We start from the raw sequence: 19,853 nt of genomic DNA, 5'->3' as shown, positions 1-19,853 counted from the left end.
CCTACTTGTGTTATGCCTAATCTATCAGCGGATCCACATATATGCGGTTCCCATCGACTACTGCTATCTTTGGACCTTTAATTTTGGCGCTCTCCTGATAAATAATCTGACGCTTTCCGTCAATGTTGCTAATCCGAATATGTGTTGGCTGCATGGCTAAAGAGACAATATAAGCGTCTCTGTTTCCCGCTGCTCCCGCCTGGACTGAACCAAACAGAGAACCGACAATAACAACATTTCCTTTCGCAATTATTTTCGCACCCGGCTCAACATCACCAAGTATGATGATGCTTGTATCGGACTCCAGCACCTGCCTTTTTCTTAATGTACCTCTGTAGAACTGCCCGTCTCTTTTCTGGATATTGGTGAGCGTATTCTCCACAATGCTTCTGTATGTCATTTCATTTTCTTTATCACAGTCAATGATGCAGACAATATCAATTCCGGTGATTTCAGTCATCAATTCCAGAATTTCCTTTTCCTGCTCATCTGAAAGTATCCTGTCCAGAAACGAAACTGCCATTTTAGAACCTTCAAAAAACCTTGCAGAGTCCCTGAATCTAGAAGCTATACCCTCCAACAGGACATCAAATGCAACCTCCGGATTCAGATGAACCTTAAGTCCATATCTGCAGCTCTTAATCGTTACCAGCTTGTCCATGTACTTTACAGTCCTTTCTATCACAGTTCTTTCTTACTAAGGAAGTTCTTTTCGGTCAGTTCGTAAAAAACCTCACTAATCACTATCGGTCAGTCGCCAGCTATGGCACCGCCCAGGTCTGCGGCGGATCTGGTGATTAACTCGTTCTTGTCGGCAAGCTTAAAGTTTGCTCGTACAATGTCTCTTCCTATCTCGGCCGCATAGGAGGAGCTGTAGCCATTTGCTATACGAACTGCAATTGCAATTTCCGGCGATTCGGCAGGGGCATACCCGACAAACAAACCGTGATCCGGATGTATGGCACTTTGTTGTGCGGTACCTGTTTTTCCGGCCATGGAAATATCCAATCCGGAAAAGGTCGTTGAGTTGTAACCGATCACGGCTTCCATGCCCTGATGTACCAGATCCCATGTGCTACTGCTCACATCTTTCATTTCATGATCAACAACGGGCTCATACTGTTTAATCAATTTCCCGTTTACATCAGTGGTTTTACCCAGCAGGGTCAGGTCGTAGACTGTCCCCCGATTGGCCACTGCTGCAACATATCTGTTCAGCTGACTGACTGTGTAGTTGTTGGTTCCCTGTCCGATGGCCGACTGGACCGAATATTCGTCGGAAATCTGAGGATCTGATTCTGGAATTTCCAGACCCGACTTTTCTCCAAGTCCAAAGTCTTTCGCGTATTTTGCCAAAGCCTCCACGCCCTTATCACTGTCATAATTTCCTCCGGAATCCATCCCTAAGTCATACCCGACTTCGTAAAAGAAATCGTTGCAGGAAACCTCCAGGGCACCCACTACGCTTAGAGTACCATGATATCCCGGATAAATCCAGCATCTGGGACTTGGCGTAACCTTATCAAACTCCCCAGTACAGTTGATATAAGTACCTCCTGTAATAACACCTTCTGTCAGCCCGGCGACAGAGGAAACCATTTTGTAAGTTGACCCGGGTGCTGTGCGTTCCTGGGTCGCGTTATTGTAGAAGGGACGGGAAAGCCCGGTTACAAGCTGATTGTAATACTTGGAATCCATAGTGTTGGACAGCCGGTTATTATCATAGCCGGGATAGGATACGCATGCCAGCACTTGTCCGGTATTTGGATCACTGACTACGGCCGAGCCTGTACAGGGCTCCAAAGCAAGCTGACCGGGCGTAACTTCCAGACTCTGGATTTTCTGATAAAGCCATGTATAAGAATCCACAGTCCCGCTGACCAGACCGTTATATGCCGGCTCATCCATGGGCAGTACACCCTGCTCATATACCATGGCGCAAATCTGTCCTCCACTGATACCCCCTGATTTTATAAGATATTTGTAGAGAAGTTTGTCGAAATTGATATCTGAACTCAAATAATCTTGTAAAAATGTTAAAATTCCCTGATAAATCTCCTCAGAATCGGAATATTTTTCTGCGGATACATAATCCGACAACTTTGAGGTGTCTACCCAGTTCTGTGAAATGGCATAATTCAGGTACTGATGCAGGCTGATTGTTTCATCCTTGGTCCATTGCTGATAAGTCTTATCACTCGTATCTATTGTATCCTTCATAAGAATACCCGTATCGTTCTGCAGTACATCGATGGAAATGTAGTCCATATATGCCTTCATCTCGTCCGTCAGATTCTTATAAGCTGCGGCACCACTGTTGTTCATTTCATTGATAATCGCTTTGACAGCCGAGGCTTTTTTATCTGTAAATATGGAATAAACCTGTTTTTCCACCGGCTTTGCATCATCTGCACCAAAGTGAGATTCATCTATAATTTCGTTTCCGATAAACGCATTGTAGGCATCATCCACCGGAATAATAATATCTTTAGCATCGGGTGCTGTGCTGGGATCATAGTTCATTACATTTCTGAGCTTGTTCAGCACGATACCTGCAAGCTTTTCTTCCAGCAGCTGGTAAGTCTGTTCCTGCAAATCCTTGTCAATAGTCAGATATACATCATTACCTGCCTCCGGGTCCTTGTTGCTAACAGTTTCCGTAATCTTGCCCACACTATCTACGTACAACTCTATCTCACCTTTTTTTCCCTGCAGGACATCATCCATTGTCTTTTCGAGACCTGACTTTCCAATAATATCCGTCTTGGTGTACTGTTTTTTTGCTTCCTTATCCAGGGCATCGTACTCTTCCTGAGAAATCTTCCCTGTATAGCCGATAATGGAAGCAAAATATTTACTATCTGTATAGCGTCGCATAGAATCTTCTGCTACATCTACCCCATCAAGCTTGTCCATGTTCTCCATAATCGCTGCTACAGTCTCGTCGCTGACATCTGTCGCAAGGATTGTAGGAATGAATTTTTGAAAACTATTAAGATTGATGGCATAGCGGAGATTCACCATTTTCAAGATGTATGGTTTATCCAATTTCTTCACGTTTAGTCCAAAACCGTATGTTTTATCCGTACACAGATAATTAATAATATCCTCTGCTGATGCATTCTTTTGTTTTTCGTCAAGCTCATCAATTGTCTTAAACCCATACACATCAGCAATAAAACGTAACCTCAGTGTCTTATCCGTCTGAGAAAACTCATAGTTTCCGGCAGAATCAAGAACAATTCCAAAATCATTGATAACGGAGTCTCCGTTGGATTCCACGATTTTGATAATTTTGTCCAGAATTCCATTCAAAATTTTATTCTTTTCTGTTCTTGTATCAGCTGTGATGTTGTCTTCCATAGTTACAGAATAGGCCAGTTCATTGTAGGCCAGCAGCTTTCCGTTTCTGTCATAGATGTTTCCTCTGGTTCCGGGGATTTCTCTTGTCTTTCTGATCTGAAGTTTATAGTTGTCCAGATAATACTTTCCCTTCACAATCTGTAAATAAAACACCCGATTGATCAATATGGCAAACAGGACACAAAACACAAGAACCAGGACAAACAGCCGAGATTTAACAATTCGGTATATAATATCTCTTATACGCTCAAACAAATTTACTTGCACTCCTTTTTTCATCTGTTTCCAGTTTATGATTTAAATATAAAATCAACGGGTATATTCCGAGCGCAGCAACAATAGTATATATGAGCTCAGGTATGATATTATGACTAAGATAATAAGTAAAGTGGAATTCACTTCGCAGCATAAACATCAAGAAGTAAATGACCAGGCCGTAAAGGAATTCGCTTCCTGCGATTAAAGCCAAGGGTAATTTAATATCTTCATCGTAATATACGTGCTGGAACAAACCATTGATAAATCCTGTGAGCAGATATATCAGGGCATAGAGCCCTAAAACATTTCCAAACTGTATATCCATCAGAAGTCCGGAGAAAAAGCCTACAAACATTCCCTCCCTTGAGCCTCTCATAAATCCGAAGGATGCAGTAACAATAAGCAGTAGATTCGGTTTAACAGAAGCCAGAGTAAGGTGCCCAAACACTGTGCACTGTAAAAGATAGCATACAATAAATATGACAGCAGTCACAACAATTCTTTTGGCCTTTTTCATCTTCATTTAGACTGATCTCCTATTCTTTACTTTGTTTCTTTGCCGGTCAGATCTGCTTTAGTAGTCGTAATGACCAGCACCTCCTGTAAATTTTTAAAGTCAACCACAGGTGTAATATAGCCGGAGCGTGTAAGATTATTGGAATCTACGGTAATCTCACTGATATAGCCGATTAAAATCCCCTGCAGGTATTTATCACTGATATGGGAAGTTACAATCTGATCTCCCACCTGCACTTTATTCTCATTATTCTCCATCTGTTCAAAACGGATTTTCCCGTCATTTATCAGCATCAGATCTCCCCGCACCATACATTTGTCGGAAGTGGAAAGGGCCATTCCGCTGACATTGCTGGAATCATCAATAATGGAGCGGACTGTGGACCAGGTTGGCCCTGTCTTTGTAACGATTCCTACCAGGCCGCTTCCGGCCATGACATTCATATTCACTTTGATTCCATCATTGCTGCCCTTGTCGATGGTGAAAGTACTGAACCAGTTTCCAGAATCCTTTCCGATAACATGAGCTCCGGTCTTTTTATAATCTGCATAGTTCTGATCTAGTTTATATAAATTCTGCAGTCGTTCCAGCTCATATTTTTCTTCCTGCAGATTATTGTTTTCCGTTATCAGTTCATCTACCTTTTTCTGAAGCCGGTCGTTTTCCTTTTTCATATCCTGCAGTGTATCAAAATTGTCACTGATATCCCCAAGCCAGATTCCTATCTGACTGATGCCCTTCTGCATGGGTATTACTGTTACACCTGCAATGCCCTTTAACGGCCCTTCGGCCTTATCCGAAACCAGAGACAGAGCCATCAGGAGAATGCAGAACAAGGAAAGTCCCGCAAGCCAATATTTATTTGATGATGAGGTTTGATTTTTCTTTTTCATATTATCTCAGCCACCTGTAATCTTCGTCCAACATAGAATATGTCAATTTCCTGTAATCTTTATCTAATATAATCTTCTTTAATCCTATTACTGCACTGAGTTCGGGCGCCGGTGATGCAGTGACCTTAAGGCCCGTACTCTCTTCTATATACGTAGAAAGTCCTTTCAAATTTGCCAGTCCGCCGGTCAGATAGATACCATTTTGTTCAATCCTTCTGTGTACATCCGGGGGCGTTCTGTCTATCATAGCTTTAATGGCATGAATACACTCTGCCAGAGGTTCTTTCATTGCTGCACGCACAAGACTGATGGGAATGCTGTCCTGCTTCGGAACCCCCATAATAAGATCTCTCCCGGCAACGGTTAAGGATGCGTCGGTCTCTTGTTCAAATACACCGAAATTCTTTCTAAGCTTTTCAGCCGTAACCCGGCCCATGAGAAAGTCACGGTTATGGCGAACCAGATTTACAATTGCCGTATCAAAATGTACCCCGCCGACTTTTATCAGACGATTAAAGATCATCCCTCCTGATGCCAGGACAGACAATTCCGTTGTCTCCCCTCCAAAGTTAGCCACAAGAATGCCTTTTTCACTCCAAACATCAAGTCCCATTCCTACAGCATCAGCTATTCCCCGCGCCACAATACTAACAGATTTTGCCTTTGCCGTAGAATGAGAAACCAAATCGTAAAAGGCACGCTTTTCAACTTCTGTCACATCTGTAGGGACAGCAATCACATATTTATCACCACGCGAAAACTGCTTTTCCGTCCCTAAAACCTTCTGCATCAAATACTGCATATCATCGAAATGCGCAATCACTCCATTGTGCATAGGAAAGACCACCTGTATGTTGCCCGGGGCTTTCTCATACATCTCATAAGCTTCACTGCCAACAGAAAAAATATGCTTTTTGTTCTGCATTGCAATTACATTTTTTATTTTTGATATCTTATCCTTTTTTTTGTCATATAATTTTATCTCATACGTTCCCAAATCAAGTCCGTATACATTTCTTGCCATATCTGCAACCTTCTTCCCGACATGTTTTAATTGAGGAAGTTCTTCTCTTTCATACTTATATAACAGTTGTTCCCAATGATAATGTGGTCCAGCAGTTCCACACCTATCAGCTGTCCCGCATCCCATATTCTTCTGGTAATGAGAACGTCCTCTTTACTGGGAGTCGGGTCCCCACTGGGGTGATTATGAAGCAGGATAATGGACACGGCATTCTTCTGCAGAGCTTCGACAAACAACTCTCTGGGAGAAACTACTGCGGAATTAATAGTACCCTTTGAAATATCAGTTTCTCCGATTAAGCGTGTTTTAGTGTTCAAAAGCAAAAGCTTCATAGATTCACGGCTGCCATGTCTCATATCCTCCATATAATATTTAGCAATGGAGGAGGGAGTTGTAAAACTTAAGCCCGGTTGTGCCGTCGCTTTGGAGAGCCTTTTTGAAAGCTCAGAAAGGCATAAAATCTGAACAGCCTTTACTTTGCCTATTCCCTTAACCTGAAGGAGTTGTTCTAATGTCCATTTATGAATATTGAGAATCCCTTCCTGAGAGAAGATCGGATACAAAAGTTTCTCAGCTAATTGCAGAGAATTCTCCCCCCGGGTTCCTGTACGCAGCAAAACAGCCAGTAATTCAATATTTGTTAAATTACTCGCTCCAAATCTTATGCATTTCTCATAGGGGCGTTCCTCTTCGAGGATTTCTTTTATTGTAGCACTGTTTTTCATATAAATAATACCTAAATGCATATGTCACAATACAATGATTTATTCTAGCATAAATTAAAATTCATGTACAGGGGCTGTAATATTAAGTTTCTGTGAATATTTTTTAATAATGGCTTCTGCAGTCTTTATTCCGTCCATGGCAGCGGAAGTAATTCCACCTGCATATCCCGCACCTTCGCCGCAGGGATACAGCCCGGACACTGTGCTTTCAAAGTCTGGGCCGCGTAAGATCTTCACAGGGGAGGAAGTGCGGCTTTCCACACCGGACAAAACAGCATCTGCCTCGGCAAAGCCATGAATTTTGTCGTCCATCAGAAGAATTCCCTCCTCCAGGGAATCCCCCAGTTCCTTTGGGAAGATTTTTCTTACATTTGCCAGAGTAAAATCACCTTTTATCTGAGGCACTACATTTCCAAGCTTTACAGTGGGGCGATTTTTCCTAAAATCCTCAAAACACTGTACTGGAACTCTTCCTTTTCCTTCTTTGTATGCACATTCCTCCAGCATACGTTGAAATTCAATACCGGACAGTGGCCCTGTACTCTTGTAATCTTCAGGAGTTACGGTAACAACCACTGCACTGTTGGCATTGATACCATCTCTTTGATGATAACTCATTCCATTGACTGCAAGACGTTTCTCCTCAGAGGATGCATTTACTACATAGCCGCCCGGACACATACAGAAAGTATATGCACCTCTTTTGTTCTTAAGCTTTGCGGTAAGCTTATAGGAAGCAGCAGGCAGCCCGCTGTATGTGGTTTTCCCGTACTGGCTCCGGGTAATCATAGACTGTGGATGTTCAATTCTGACCCCCACTGCAAAAGACTTTGCCTCCATTGGAATCTGCCGGGCATAGAGCATTTGGAATGTATCCCTTGCACTGTGGCCTAATGCGAGGACACAGACATTTGTATCTATTTCCTCTCCACTGTCCAGGACAACACTGCCGATACATTTGGCAATTTCATCATGTTTACCGTCAACCCGGGAGATGTTTTTCATTTTTATATCTGTCATCTGACTTTGAAAGCGGAATTCACCGCCCATATTTCGGATGCTATGTCTCATGTTTTTTACTATGTCCGTCAGAATATCCGTTCCTATATGAGGCTTCTGCTCGTACAGAATATCGGCAGGCGCACCATGATCTACAAAGGTCTGCAGCACAAAACGGCTCCTCCCTTTTTTGTCCTTTACGAGTGTGTTTAGCTTGCCGTCAGAAAAAGTTCCGGCGCCTCCTTCTCCAAACTGCACATTCGAAGATAGATTCAGATTTCCGGTTTTCCAGAACTCCTCCACATCTTTGAGACGCTCTTCCACCGGATTACCTCTCTCCAGAATGACAGGGGCATATCCGGACTTTGCAAGCAGATAGCCACAGAAAAGACCTGCCGGTCCACTTCCTACAATGATCGGACGGTACACAAGGGGAACAGTACCCGAACTAGGAAGCTGATAAGATATTCTGTCGGTCTTTGCCGCTCTCCCTCTGCTCTTTCGCAACACCTGACGTTCATCTTTTACTTTTACATCTACTGTATAAGAAAAAAAGATATCCGGTTTTTTCCGGGCATCAATGGATTGTTTTTGAATCTCATAGTTCAGTAAATCTGCCCTGCGTATACGAAGGGATTTACAGATTTTATCTGTAAGCTCCTCGGGGCTGTGCCCGGGATGTAAGTTTAACTGACTGATTCTAAGCACCTGCAGCCTCCTTTCCGGCCCTGTAGCCGCTGGACCAGGCCCATTGTAAATTGTAGCCTCCACAGATACCGTCCACATCGAGAATTTCTCCTGCAAAATAAAGACCGGGAACCACAAGCGATTCCAGCGTATCCTGATTCACTTCTTTTGTGTCAATTCCTCCTCTGCAGACCTGGGCCTGTTCAAAAGAGTTTGTCTGTACAACCTTAGTAGAGAAATTCTGTATGAGATGAGCCAGCCGTTCGATCTCTTCCGGCCTGCAATCTTCTATTTTCTTCGTTCTGTCTATATGTGACAATTTCATCCATAAACCGGATAATTTTTTGTGAAACAGTCCTGTCAAAAACCCTTCTGCTGTTTTTTCAGGGCGTATTTCTATCCGATTTCTAAGAAAAACTAAAAACTGTTCTTCTGTAAAATCCGGCATAAAATTTAACTGTGCAGTGACCTGTTTTCCTTCATGCAGACCGATGGCAGCATAACGACTCACCTGAAAAACAGGAATCCCCGATATTCCATACTTTGTAAGCTGTATTTCCCCCTGCTCTCTGGCATAACATTCCCCGTCCACATAAAGAGAAACAAGTCCTTCTGCACGAACCCCTGCAATGCTCTTGTAAAATCCTTCCTCGCAGCAGAGCTGTACAAGGGAGGGCAGAACCGGCACCAGACGATGTCCCAGGTTTTTGGCGAGCTGATAGCCGGAGCCATCCGATCCGGAAGAAGGCGCTGCTTTGGAGCCTGCCGCCAGAATCACCTTTTGTGCAGTAAAGTCCCGGGCTTCTGTATGAATCAGAAATCCACCCTCTACAGGAGAAATCCCCTTGCATTTAGCCTCTGTCCTAACCTGAATCCCAAGCCTTTTCACTTCCATGCGAAGTACATCCAGAATTGCAGAGGCCTGATCAGACTGGGGATATAGATAGCCGTTCCTGTTTTTTGAATATATACCCAGTTTCAGGAAAAATGCAACTGTCTGCTGAACGTCGAACTTTTTTACAATCCTCCAGGGAAACAAAATATTTTCAGAATGATAGTGAATCGGCTCTTGGTTTAAATTTGTAAAATTGCATCTTCCATTTCCTGTGGATAGAATTTTTTTGCCAATTCTGTCTTTATGCTCATATATACAAACATCAGCTCCCTCTTGAGCTGCTGATATAGCAGCCATCAGACCGGAAGCCCCACCCCCGATTACAGCAATTTTGCTCATAACTTTCCTCCCTTGTTATTCCCGCAGGCAATGAGCCAAGCGGAAATGCCTGCATTTCCATTTGGCGACTGCCGCGAGGGTCAAATACCCCGCAGTCTGCTGCGCTGCAGGTTTGAGGCCCCGTCAGCTTGCTGCGGGGTCTTTGACTTTAAAGTAAATCCCTGGATATGGCTCCGTAATTTATCAGACTCTGCAGTGATTTCAAAATCCCCAGCTTCGCGTGGGGCCAGGTAAGCCCACCCTGGAAATAAACGGCATACGGCGGCTTTATAGGACCGTCTGCACTCAGTTCGATGGAAGAACCTTGTATAAAAGCTCCAGCCGCCATAATGACATCGCTGTCATATCCCGGCATAGCCCAGGGTTCCGGATTTACATAGCTGTCCACCGGGGCAGCTGACTGAATTCCTTTGCAGAAAGCAATCACACCCTCCGACGTTCCCAGCTCTACAGCCTGGATAATATCATGGCGGCTTTCCGACCCGTTTGGAATTACAGAAAAGCCCAGCTTTTCATAAATATTCGCAGCAAATACCGCGCCTTTCAGCGCGCTGCATACAACAGTGGGAGCCAGGAAGAACCCTTGGTAGAAGGACTGCATTACGCCCAGTGAGGCTCCTACTTCTTTGCCCAGTCCGGGAGCTGTCAATCTGTAGGCGCAGTTCTCTATCAAATCTTCTCTGCCTGCGATATATCCTCCGATAGGTGCCAGACCGCCTCCGGGATTTTTGATTAGAGATCCAACAATCATATCGGCTCCAACATCACTTGGCTCCGTTGTCTCTACAAATTCTCCGTAACAGTTATCTACCATACAGATAACATCCGGCTTTATGCCTTTAATGAAAGAAATCAGTTCCCCTATTTTTCTTATGGAATAGCTGGGGCGTGTCTGATAGCCCTTGGAACGCTGAATTGTTACTAGCTTCGTCTTTTCCTGTATCGCCTTTCGAATAGCAGGATAATCAAATTCGCCATCCTCCAGAAGCTCTACCTGACTGTAGGTAATGCCATATTCTGCGAGGGAACCTTTCGATTTCCTGATACCGATTACTTCCTCCAGCGTATCATAGGGCTTTCCTATCGGAGAAAGCAGTTCATCACCGGGCCGCAAGTTTGCCGCAAGAGCCAGCGCCAGAGCGTGGGTTCCGCAGGTAATCTGAGGACGCACCAGTGCGGCCTCTGTGTGGAAAGCAGATGCATATACAGCCTCCAGCTTATCTCGCCCCAGATCATTGTATCCATAACCACTTGCGTACTGGAAACATGCCTCACTGACCCGATTTTCCTGCATAGCCTGCAGTACCTTTAATTGATTAAATTCTGCTGTTTTATCAAATTCACGGAACCGCGGAATTAAACTTTCCTCTATCTTACATCCAAACCGGCAGACATCTTTCTCAATTCCAAGCTTATCATAAATCTGATTAATTTCAAAACTCATACCCTTCTCCTTGTAATTAACATATATTTCGTTTTATCAGTTCTTCCTGCATTTTTCCAAGAAGGCTGTGTTCTTCATTCTCAAAATCACCTTTATTCATCCATATAACATCTTTTTCCCTCTTAAACCAAGTAAGCTGACGTTTGGCAAAATGACGGGTATCCCGCTTAATCCTGTAGACTGCCTCTTCAAAGCTTGTCTCCCCGTCTAAATAAGCAAGAATTTCCTTGTATCCGAGCCCCTGCATGGAAACCATATCCCTGATGCAGCCTCTATCTTTTAAGGCCTGCACCTCCTTAACGAGTCCTTCTTTTAGCATCTGGTCTACACGGCTGTCAATTCTTTCGTATAGCCTTTTTCTCTCATCATAGAGCACAAAATAGGCAAAATGGTAAGGGGATTGCTTTTGCCGTTCCACCCGGTTGTGCTCTGATATCTTTTTTCCTGTCTGATTATAAAATTCCAGTGCACGTATCACTCGTTTACTATTGTGGGGATGAATGGATTCTGCGGATTTGGCATCCGTTTTTTTCAACATTTCATGAAGATATCCGGGTCCTTTTTTCTGCACAAGTTCCTCCAGGTATCTGCGGTATTTTGGATCGCTTTCATTTTTTGTAAAGTCAATATCATACAGAAGAGCCTGAATATAAAACCCGGTGCCGCCCACTAGAATGGGTATTCTTCCTCTTTCATAAATCTCTTCCACAGCTGCTTTTGCCATCTGCTGAAAACGCACTACATGAAATTCTTCATCCGGTTCCAGCACATCTACCAGATGATGTACAATCCCTTCCATCTCCTCAGGTTGGATTTTTGCGGAACCAATATCCATATGCCTGTATACCTGCATGGAATCTGCCGAAATAATCTCGCCCCCCACTGTTTTTGCAAGACTGATTGACAGCTTTGTCTTTCCGACAGCGGTGGGTCCCGCAAGAATAATCAATGGTTTTTTCATTTATACAATCCTCTTAAACTTTTTTTCCAGTTCACGTTTTGTCATGGCTATGATCGTTGGTCTGCCATGGGGACAATGATATGGATTCTCCAGCAAAAGCAATTCCCCGATCAATGTATCCACTTCCCCGGCAGACAACCGGCTGTTTCCCTTGACGGCAGCCTTGCAGGACATTGAAGCCACTTTTTCGTCTATCAGCTCCGGTGTCATGGAGGTACTTAGTCCGTCGGCCAGGCCATCAAGCATCTCTAGCAGCAGTTCTTTTTTTGCAATGCTAAACAGATTGTCCGGAACTGCCCTGACTGCGTAGCCATCACCGCCAAAGGGTTCAATCTCAAATCCGATTCTCACAAACCTCTCCATATTTTCCTTCAGTATTTCTTCCTCCTGCATGGATAATGTAAGTATAATAGGCGGACTCAGATACTGGGAAGTAAAATCTCTGTCTTTCATCCCTTTTAGAGTTCTTTCATACAAAACTCGTTCATGGGCAGCATGCTGATCGATAATGTAAAGATTGTTCTGGAATTCCACCAGCCAGTATGTGCCGAACACCTGCCCAATCAACCTGTATTCTGCCTTCACATCCCTTTTCAGAAGATTTTCTTCAAATAGATCCATCTGTCTGACTTCCCCGGCGTCCGTGGCAGCTGTTTCTTGTGCGTGATAGTTTCCCGTTTCACGTATCGTATATTCTTCTGTATTCTCCCGGGAATTCGCCTGCTTTACATTTTCTATATCAGATACCTCAGGAGTTGAGGTATGATTGTGATAAGACAGAACCCTCTCTTTCATTTTTCTGAGGAAATACTCCTCATCCTTTACCTCCTCTGTTTTATTCTCTTTAGTTTTTATACTTTCCGGCGGTACAGTATGCTCCGGCATTTCTGACCTGGGTTTCAGGAGAAATGGGCTGGCCGCACTTTCCACCTTTAATTTTGGAGAATCTGGTGCCTTCACAACCGGGATAAGTTCCGGCTCCAGAAGGGTTCTGTGTACGCCTTCATATACGAGATTATAGACTTGCTGCTGTTTCTGAAAACGAAGTTCCATCTTAGTGGGATGGACATTTATATCTATATCTTCTCCATTTATGTAGAAATGTAATACAAGGAACGGAAATTTGTGCTGCATCATAAAATCTCTGTAGGCATCCTCAACGGCCCTGGAAATCATGGCGCTTTTTACATATCTTCCGTTTACAAAAAAGTTCTCAAAATTACGGTTTCCTCTGCTGACGGACGGGCGTCCGAGATATCCTGTAATTCTGGCACCCTCCTTCTCGTAATCCATATCAATCAGATTAGAGGCCGCTTCCCTCCCGTAGATACTATAAATTACATCTTTTAATCTGCCGTTTCCTGATGTCCTTAATTTCTCCTGTCCGTTATTGATTAACTGAAACGAGACCTCAGGATGAGAAAGTGCAAGCCGCATCAGTAAATCCTGTATATGTCCGGCTTCTGTCATGGGGGTTTTTAAAAATTTTCTTCTAGCGGGAACATTATAGAACAGCTGTCGGATCAGGAAAGTGGTTCCATCAGGAGCTCCGATGTCCTCCAGTGACTGTTCTTTTCCGCCTTCTATAATATACCTGGTTCCAAAGGGTTCTTCTCTTGTTTTTGTAACCAGCTCAACCTTTGTGACTGCGGCAATACTGGAAAGTGCCTCCCCTCGAAACCCCAGGGAAGAAATGTGGGAAAGATCTTCTACACTGCGAATTTTGCTGGTAGAATGTCTTAAGAAAGCATTGGGGACATCCTCCCGTGAAATACCACTGCCATTGTCCGTAACCCGGATAAAAGAGATTCCGCCCTCCTGAATTTCAACTGTTACCGCAGAAGCACCTGCATCCATGGCATTTTCTGCCAGCTCCTTTACAATAGAAGCCGGTCGCTCAATCACTTCCCCGGCGGCAATTTTATCAATTGTAATCTGATCCAGCACCTGAATATGTGACATAACGCCCCTCCTACCATCTGTTCTTTAACTTGTTCTGCAGCCTGTATATAGTATTCAACGCATCAACAGGCGTCAGGTTTCCAACATCGATTGTTTTTAGTTCTTCCAGCACATCATCGTCCTTGACTGTATCAAAAAGAGACATTTGTGCAATATCGACTTCATCGTATTTTTTCATCTTTGCCAGTTTTTTTGTTTCATTTTCTTTTGCTGCAATCTCACTGACCCTTGCGGTTATATCCTCGTTGCTTAATTCTTCCACAATTTCTTTAGCGCGGTTGGTTACAATGTCCGGTACTCCTGCCAGTTTGGCCACCTGGATTCCGTAGCTCTTATCTGCGCCGCCCTTGACTATTTTTCGAAGGAAAACTATATCCTCACCCTTTTCTTTGACAGCAATACAGTAATTATTTACATTCTGTATCTTCCCCTCCAGCTCAGTGAGTTCATGATAGTGAGTTGCAAACAAGGTTTTCGCACCCAGCAGGCGCGTATCTGAGATATATTCCACCACAGCCCAGGCAATAGACAGGCCGTCAAAAGTACTGGTGCCCCGCCCTATCTCGTCCAGAATCAACAGACTTTTACTTGTAGCGTTGCGCAGAATATTTGCTACCTCTGTCATTTCTACCATAAAGGTACTCTGACCGGAGGCCAGATCATCCGATGCCCCGACTCTGGTGAAAATCCGATCCACAATCCCGATATCGGCAGCTGCAGCAGGAACAAAGGATCCAAGCTGGCCCATAAGGACAATCAGGGCAACCTGTCTCATGTAAGTGGACTTTCCGGCCATATTTGGCCCTGTGATAATAGAAATCCGCTGCTTTTTATCGTCCAGGTATGTATCATTTGAAATAAACATATCATTCGGAATCATCTTTTCTACCACCGGGTGGCGGCCGTCTTTAATATTGATTACACCTTTTTCATTGGTATCCGGACGGACATAATTTCCCCTCTCGGCCACCTGGGCGAGTGAGGTAAACACATCCAGTGCAGCCACTGCTTTGGCTGTTTTCTGAATCCGCACAACTTCCCCCGCCACTGTATCACGCACTGTACTATACAGTTCATATTCCAGAGCATACAGCTTGTCCTCTGCCCCTAAAATGGTGTCCTCCAATTCTTTGAGCTTTGGTGTAATATAACGCTCTGCATTTGCCAGCGTCTGCTTTCTGGTATAGTAATCCGGAACCATATCTTTATAAGAATTGGTAACCTCCAGGTAATACCCAAATACTTTGTTGTATTTTACCTTCAGGTTCTTAATTCCTGTTTTTTCCCGCTCTTCTTCTTCCAGTCTGGCAATCCACTCTTTCCCGTCGGACTTTGCCCGTCGGAGCGTATCTACCTCTTCACTGTATCCATTCCGGATAATGCCACCCTCTTTCATGGCAAGGGGCGGATCGTCTGTAATCGCCTCTTTAATCAGGGTGCACAAATCCTCCAGAGTATCCATATCCTCCCGGATTTGAGACAGTAATTGTGATTGCATGTCCTCCAGGATATAACGGATGGGGGGAAGCATTTCAAGGGAACTGCGAAAGGCCGTCAAATCTCTTGGATTTGCCGAACCATAAGTGATTCTTGTAACCAGACGTTCCAAATCATAAATCGGAGCCAGATATTCCCGTATTTCCTCTCTGCCGATTGCCTCATTTTTCAATTCTTCTACGGCATCCAGACGTTTTTCAATCTCCTGAAGCTCTATGAGAGGCTGTTCCACATATTTTCGCAGAGTTCTGGCGCCCATTGCGGTTTTGGTCTTATCAAGCACCCAGAGAAGAGAACCTCTTTTTTGCTTTTCCCTCAGAGTTTCGGTAAGTTCCAGATTTCTGCGTGTGGAACTGTCCAGCATCATATATTTTCCTGTAATATAAGGGGTAATATGTGTCAGCTGGGAGAGATCATTTTTCTGAGTCTCCAGTAAGTACTGCAGCAGAGCTCCGGCACTGATAATCCCACTGTCAAAATCCTGAAGCCCCAGACCTGCAAGTGTAGAAACCTGAAAATGTTCCAACAGTTTTTCTCTGCAGACGGGATCATCAAAATACCAGGAGTCAAGAGAATAAATGGCAATTCCCAGTCTGTCCTTCAAATCATCCAGGTCCATACCGCTCATGTAAAAAGACTCATTGCATATGATTTCAGAGGGCATAAATTTATAAATCTCGTCCAGAAGTTTTGTGCTGTCAGGCAGTTCTGTCACAAAATAATCACCCGTAGTGACATCTGCAATAGACAATCCGTATCTGTCAGCTATGTAAACAATACACATTAGATAATTATTTTTTGCCTCATCCAATGCCTGGGCTGCAAGATTAGTACCCGGAGTCACGATGCGGACCACATCCCGCTTCACCAATCCCCTGGCCTGCTTTGGGTCCTCCATCTGTTCACATATGGCAACCTTGTATCCTCTGGACACCAGCTTATTTAGATAACTGTCCACTGCATGATAAGGGACGCCGCACATAGGCGCCCGCTCTTCAAGACCGCAGTTCTTGCCTGTCAGTGTAATTTCCAATTCCTTTGAAGCTGTCAGTGCATCCTCAAAAAACATTTCATAAAAGTCACCAAGTCTATAAAATAGAATGCAGTCGGGGTATTGGGATTTTGTATCCATATACTGCTGCATCATAGGAGTTAATTCTGCCAATTTCTTCTTCCTTTCGTTTCCAAAATTCCCTCTAAGTATATCATTTTTTTCTGGGTTATGAAAGAGTGGTTTTCTATGCTAACTCTACAGCACATGAAATTGGGGCTTCGCTTCTCCATAGAGCCAGTGAAGCAAATATCCTGTCAAAAGAATTCCAAGGGCACACAGGCCGGAAAACAGAATGATAAACGGGACACAAATTTGTCCGAAAAGATGGAATATTTGATCTGAATAATCCCATACGTTCCATTTTAACCACTTGTTCACAATAATTCCGGTAATAAATTCTGCCGAAGTGACAAACACTGCACAGCGGACTACTTGGAGCCACAGGGGATCCTTCCATTTTACCCAGAGTCCCTGCTGTGCAAAAAACACCATGCACACTCCTCCTAGTACAAACATGGACCAGTGGGAAAATCCTCTGAATGCCATTTCAAATGCATAATAAATTGTACCCCCCAGCGTCCAAAGAAATAAATATTCGCTTAATTTCTTCACGAAAAAACGCCCTCCTATATATTAACGTAACTATTCATATATAGTCTGGACGTTTTTATATGAAATATGATTGGAATTTATTTCTTGGCCAGTTCACCAATATAGTAAAAACCTTTACATTCTTTCAGCTTAACATCAATGATTTTTCCAATGAGACTTTTATCTCCCGGGAAATGAACCAAAAGATTGTTGCTCATTCTTCCTGTCATAAGCGAAGAATCGTGGTCATTCACTCCCTCCACCAGTATTTCCTGAATAGTATCTGTATGTACACTGCACACTTCTCTGGAAATGGTTTGTACCTCATGAAGAAGACGATCAAATCTTTCTTTCACTACTTCATCCGAAATCTGTTCTTCCATCACTGCAGCCGGGGTTCCAGTCCTTTTTGAATAAATAAAAGTAAAAGCACTGTCATAACGTACTTTTCTGACCACATCCAGAGTCTCCTGAAAGTCTTCCTCTGTCTCACCCGGGAAGCCCACAATAATGTCCGTAGTCAGAGAAATATCCGGAACGGCTGTACGGATTTTATCCACAAGCTTCAGATAGTGTTCTTTAGTATATCCGCGGTTCATTTTTTTGAGAATCCGACTGCTTCCCGACTGCACCGGCAAATGTAGATGTTTACATATCTTTTGAGAGTTTCCCATCACCTGAATTAGTTCATCAGATAAATCCTTGGGATGAGAGGTCATGAATCGAATTCTTTCAAGTCCCTCTATTTTTTCTATCTCCTGCAAGAGTTCAGCAAAACTCATAGGAGTTTCAAGACTTTTACCATAGGAATTCACATTTTGCCCCAGCAGCATAACCTCTGCCACACCATCGGCCACCAGTGCTTCTATCTCACGGATAATATCCCTGGGATTGCGGCTTCTCTCCCGCCCTCTCACATAAGGTACGATGCAGTAGCTGCAAAAGTTATTGCAGCCGAACATGATATTTACTCCGGATTTAAAAAAATACTTTCTTTCACTCGGGAGATCTTCCACAATTTTATCAGTATCTTTCCAGATATCAATCACCATCCGCTCAGATTCAAAGCGTGTTACAATCAACTCTGCAAATTTATAAATGTTGTGAGTACCAAAAATCAAGTCTATGTAGCGATAGCTTTTTTTCAGTTTTTCCACTGCCTTAGGTTCCTGCATCATACAGCCACATAAGCCTATCAGCATATAAGGGTTGTCTTTTTTCCCCTTTTTTAACTGTCCGATTCTTCCGTAAACCCTTTGATTGGCGTTCTCACGGACAGTACAGGTGTTATAAATGACAAAATCCGCTTTTTCCTCTTCCGTCTCCTCTTGATAACCAATCTGCTGTAAAATGCCTGTCAGTTTTTCAGAGTCCCTTGCATTCATCTGACAGCCAAAGGTCACTACACAGAAGGTCAGAGGACGTCCTGCCTTTTCACTCAATGCCTCTACATATCCCTGCGCCTTTTTTATAAAGTAATACTGTCTTTGCGGTTCTTCAGCCGGCGCAGGTTTCTCAAGGTTTATAGTATCCAGAATTTTTTTTAAGTCTTTATTCTTTACATTATCAGTCATTCTATATAATCCTTTCCTTATCACAGTTCATCACACAAACTGGTTTTGTACTGCATCGTATTCATAATCTATTGTTTTCAACTTTTCTTTGACTTCTGCCGGGGATATCTTTATGTCCTCGCACAGCTCATCCAAAGTTTTATAATAATCTCTGAGCCTGGTGTTGATTACACTCAGTAAAATAACCGGGTCTTTCGGAAGTCCATTCAACATGTGTAAATCTCCTCTTCTGTTATAATCATTTCCGGACGGATATCGTGTTTCTCAGCAGAGAATTTTCCCAGGCACTGCACGGAATAGGCAAGTGCTATTTTTCGGAACCAAGGATGCTGCCTTAAATAAAAATCATAAAATCCTTTGCCGTAGCCAATGCGGTTACACTGTCTGTCAAACGCAACCCCGGGCATAATAACCAACACAGAATCTCCGCAGGCCGGTGCCTTTTCCGGCGGTTCCATAATTCCAAAGTATCCTTTGCTTAATTCATCTGTACTTTCTATGTAATAAAATTCCATCCTTCTTTTTTGCTTAAAGGCTGCAGACTTTTCCAAAAAACCAGAAGTGTTCTCCTTTGCAGCGGAGTTATCCACAATAATCTTTGGAACCGCGACTTTTTTCCCCATTTTTAAAGAATAAGAAATCAGCTTCTCCGTGGATACTTCCTCACCAAAGGAAACATAACAATAAATTTCCCTGGCATGTCTATACAACGGATGGCTGATTATCTGTTCAAAAATTTTGTCACTGAAAGCCTGTCTCATTTCCGGATCAAGTGCGGCTCGTTCTTTTATTATCCTTGTTCTAATTTCCTTTTTTGTTTCCATACTTTTCCCCAAGGTTTACTACTGTTCCGTCTTTTTCCTTAATATCTATATTGTCAAGCTGACCGCGCAGATTGCGCTTGAAGGAATCAATATATTCCCGGCGCAGCACTTTCTGTTCCTTCTTTTCGGATTCTGTCAGACCTTCAGCTTTTGATTTTCTATATAATTCGTTAATTCTTTTAATCTTTTGTTGATCCATTTTATTCTCCTATGTGTAAACCAATGTTCTGTTGCATAACAGGAGTA

General features: G+C 43.3%; 17 protein-coding genes. All 17 read right to left on the bottom strand.

Going from position 1 to position 19,853, the window contains the following annotated elements; all coding sequences use genetic code 11:
- Positions 1-16 precede the first annotated feature (16 nt).
- Complete coding sequence (locus BN3456_RS15005) at positions 17-661, bottom strand: septum site-determining protein MinC (protein ID WP_089985511.1); 645 nt, start codon at positions 659-661, stop codon at positions 17-19.
- 89 nt (positions 662-750) lie between these two features.
- Positions 751-3,618, bottom strand: coding sequence for a penicillin-binding transpeptidase domain-containing protein (locus BN3456_RS15000; protein ID WP_089985509.1), 2,868 nt, complete (start codon positions 3,616-3,618; stop codon positions 751-753).
- Complete coding sequence (mreD, locus tag BN3456_RS14995; RefSeq protein ID WP_089985508.1) at positions 3,611-4,144, bottom strand: rod shape-determining protein MreD; 534 nt, start codon at positions 4,142-4,144, stop codon at positions 3,611-3,613. The genes BN3456_RS15000 and mreD overlap by 8 nt, the downstream gene beginning before the upstream one ends.
- Positions 4,145-4,164: 20 nt before the next feature.
- Positions 4,165-5,031 (bottom strand): rod shape-determining protein MreC, encoded by an 867-nt coding sequence (mreC, locus tag BN3456_RS14990; protein ID WP_089985506.1) that lies wholly within the window; start codon positions 5,029-5,031, stop codon positions 4,165-4,167.
- Between the two features lies 1 nt (position 5,032).
- Positions 5,033-6,055, bottom strand: a complete 1,023-nt coding sequence (locus BN3456_RS14985) for a rod shape-determining protein (protein ID WP_089985504.1) — start codon at positions 6,053-6,055, stop codon at positions 5,033-5,035.
- A gap of 26 nt (positions 6,056-6,081) precedes the next feature.
- Positions 6,082-6,780, bottom strand: coding sequence for a RadC family protein (gene radC / locus BN3456_RS14980; protein WP_089985502.1), 699 nt, complete (start codon positions 6,778-6,780; stop codon positions 6,082-6,084).
- 54 nt (positions 6,781-6,834) lie between these two features.
- Positions 6,835-8,565: an NAD(P)/FAD-dependent oxidoreductase gene (locus BN3456_RS14975; RefSeq protein ID WP_347458077.1), complete on the bottom strand. Its 1,731-nt coding sequence runs from the start codon at positions 8,563-8,565 to the stop codon at positions 6,835-6,837.
- Positions 8,480-9,700, bottom strand: a complete 1,221-nt coding sequence (locus tag BN3456_RS14970; protein ID WP_089985497.1) for an NAD(P)/FAD-dependent oxidoreductase — start codon at positions 9,698-9,700, stop codon at positions 8,480-8,482. The genes BN3456_RS14975 and BN3456_RS14970 overlap by 86 nt, the downstream gene beginning before the upstream one ends.
- Positions 9,701-9,848: 148 nt before the next feature.
- Positions 9,849-11,144 carry a methionine gamma-lyase family protein gene (locus tag BN3456_RS14965; protein WP_089985496.1) on the bottom strand — a complete coding sequence of 432 codons (1,296 nt, stop codon included), beginning with the start codon at positions 11,142-11,144 and terminating at the stop codon, positions 9,849-9,851.
- Between the two features lie 16 nt (positions 11,145-11,160).
- Positions 11,161-12,105, bottom strand: coding sequence for a tRNA (adenosine(37)-N6)-dimethylallyltransferase MiaA (gene miaA, locus BN3456_RS14960; protein WP_089985494.1), 945 nt, complete (start codon positions 12,103-12,105; stop codon positions 11,161-11,163).
- Positions 12,106-14,067: a DNA mismatch repair endonuclease MutL gene (gene mutL / locus BN3456_RS14955; RefSeq protein ID WP_089985492.1), complete on the bottom strand. Its 1,962-nt coding sequence runs from the start codon at positions 14,065-14,067 to the stop codon at positions 12,106-12,108. It lies immediately after the preceding gene.
- Between the two features lie 10 nt (positions 14,068-14,077).
- Positions 14,078-16,729 carry a DNA mismatch repair protein MutS gene (gene mutS / locus BN3456_RS14950; protein WP_347458076.1) on the bottom strand — a complete coding sequence of 884 codons (2,652 nt, stop codon included), beginning with the start codon at positions 16,727-16,729 and terminating at the stop codon, positions 14,078-14,080.
- Positions 16,730-16,813: 84 nt separating this feature from the next.
- On the bottom strand, positions 16,814-17,230 hold the full coding sequence (locus BN3456_RS14945) for a putative ABC transporter permease (protein WP_089985491.1): 417 nt from the start codon (positions 17,228-17,230) through the stop codon (positions 16,814-16,816).
- Positions 17,231-17,307: 77 nt separating this feature from the next.
- On the bottom strand, positions 17,308-18,783 hold the full coding sequence (gene miaB, locus BN3456_RS14940) for a tRNA (N6-isopentenyl adenosine(37)-C2)-methylthiotransferase MiaB (protein WP_089985489.1): 1,476 nt from the start codon (positions 18,781-18,783) through the stop codon (positions 17,308-17,310).
- A gap of 30 nt (positions 18,784-18,813) precedes the next feature.
- A complete protein-coding gene (locus BN3456_RS14935; protein WP_089985486.1) occupies positions 18,814-18,996 on the bottom strand; it encodes a DUF4250 domain-containing protein in 183 nt (60 codons plus the stop codon).
- Positions 18,990-19,607 carry a 5-formyltetrahydrofolate cyclo-ligase gene (locus tag BN3456_RS14930; RefSeq protein WP_242862900.1) on the bottom strand — a complete coding sequence of 206 codons (618 nt, stop codon included), beginning with the start codon at positions 19,605-19,607 and terminating at the stop codon, positions 18,990-18,992. Before BN3456_RS14930 ends, BN3456_RS14935 begins: the two co-directional genes overlap by 7 nt.
- Complete coding sequence (locus BN3456_RS14925) at positions 19,585-19,806, bottom strand: DUF896 domain-containing protein (protein ID WP_089985482.1); 222 nt, start codon at positions 19,804-19,806, stop codon at positions 19,585-19,587. Before BN3456_RS14925 ends, BN3456_RS14930 begins: the two co-directional genes overlap by 23 nt.
- Positions 19,807-19,853: the final 47 nt, after the last annotated feature.

The sequence above is a fragment of the Clostridium sp. C105KSO13 genome (genome assembly GCF_001517425.1).
GTDB lineage: Bacteria > Bacillota > Clostridia > Lachnospirales > Lachnospiraceae > Muricomes.
The sequence above is the reverse complement of the archived record's forward strand: the minus strand, read 5'-3'. Positions and strand labels throughout refer to the sequence as shown.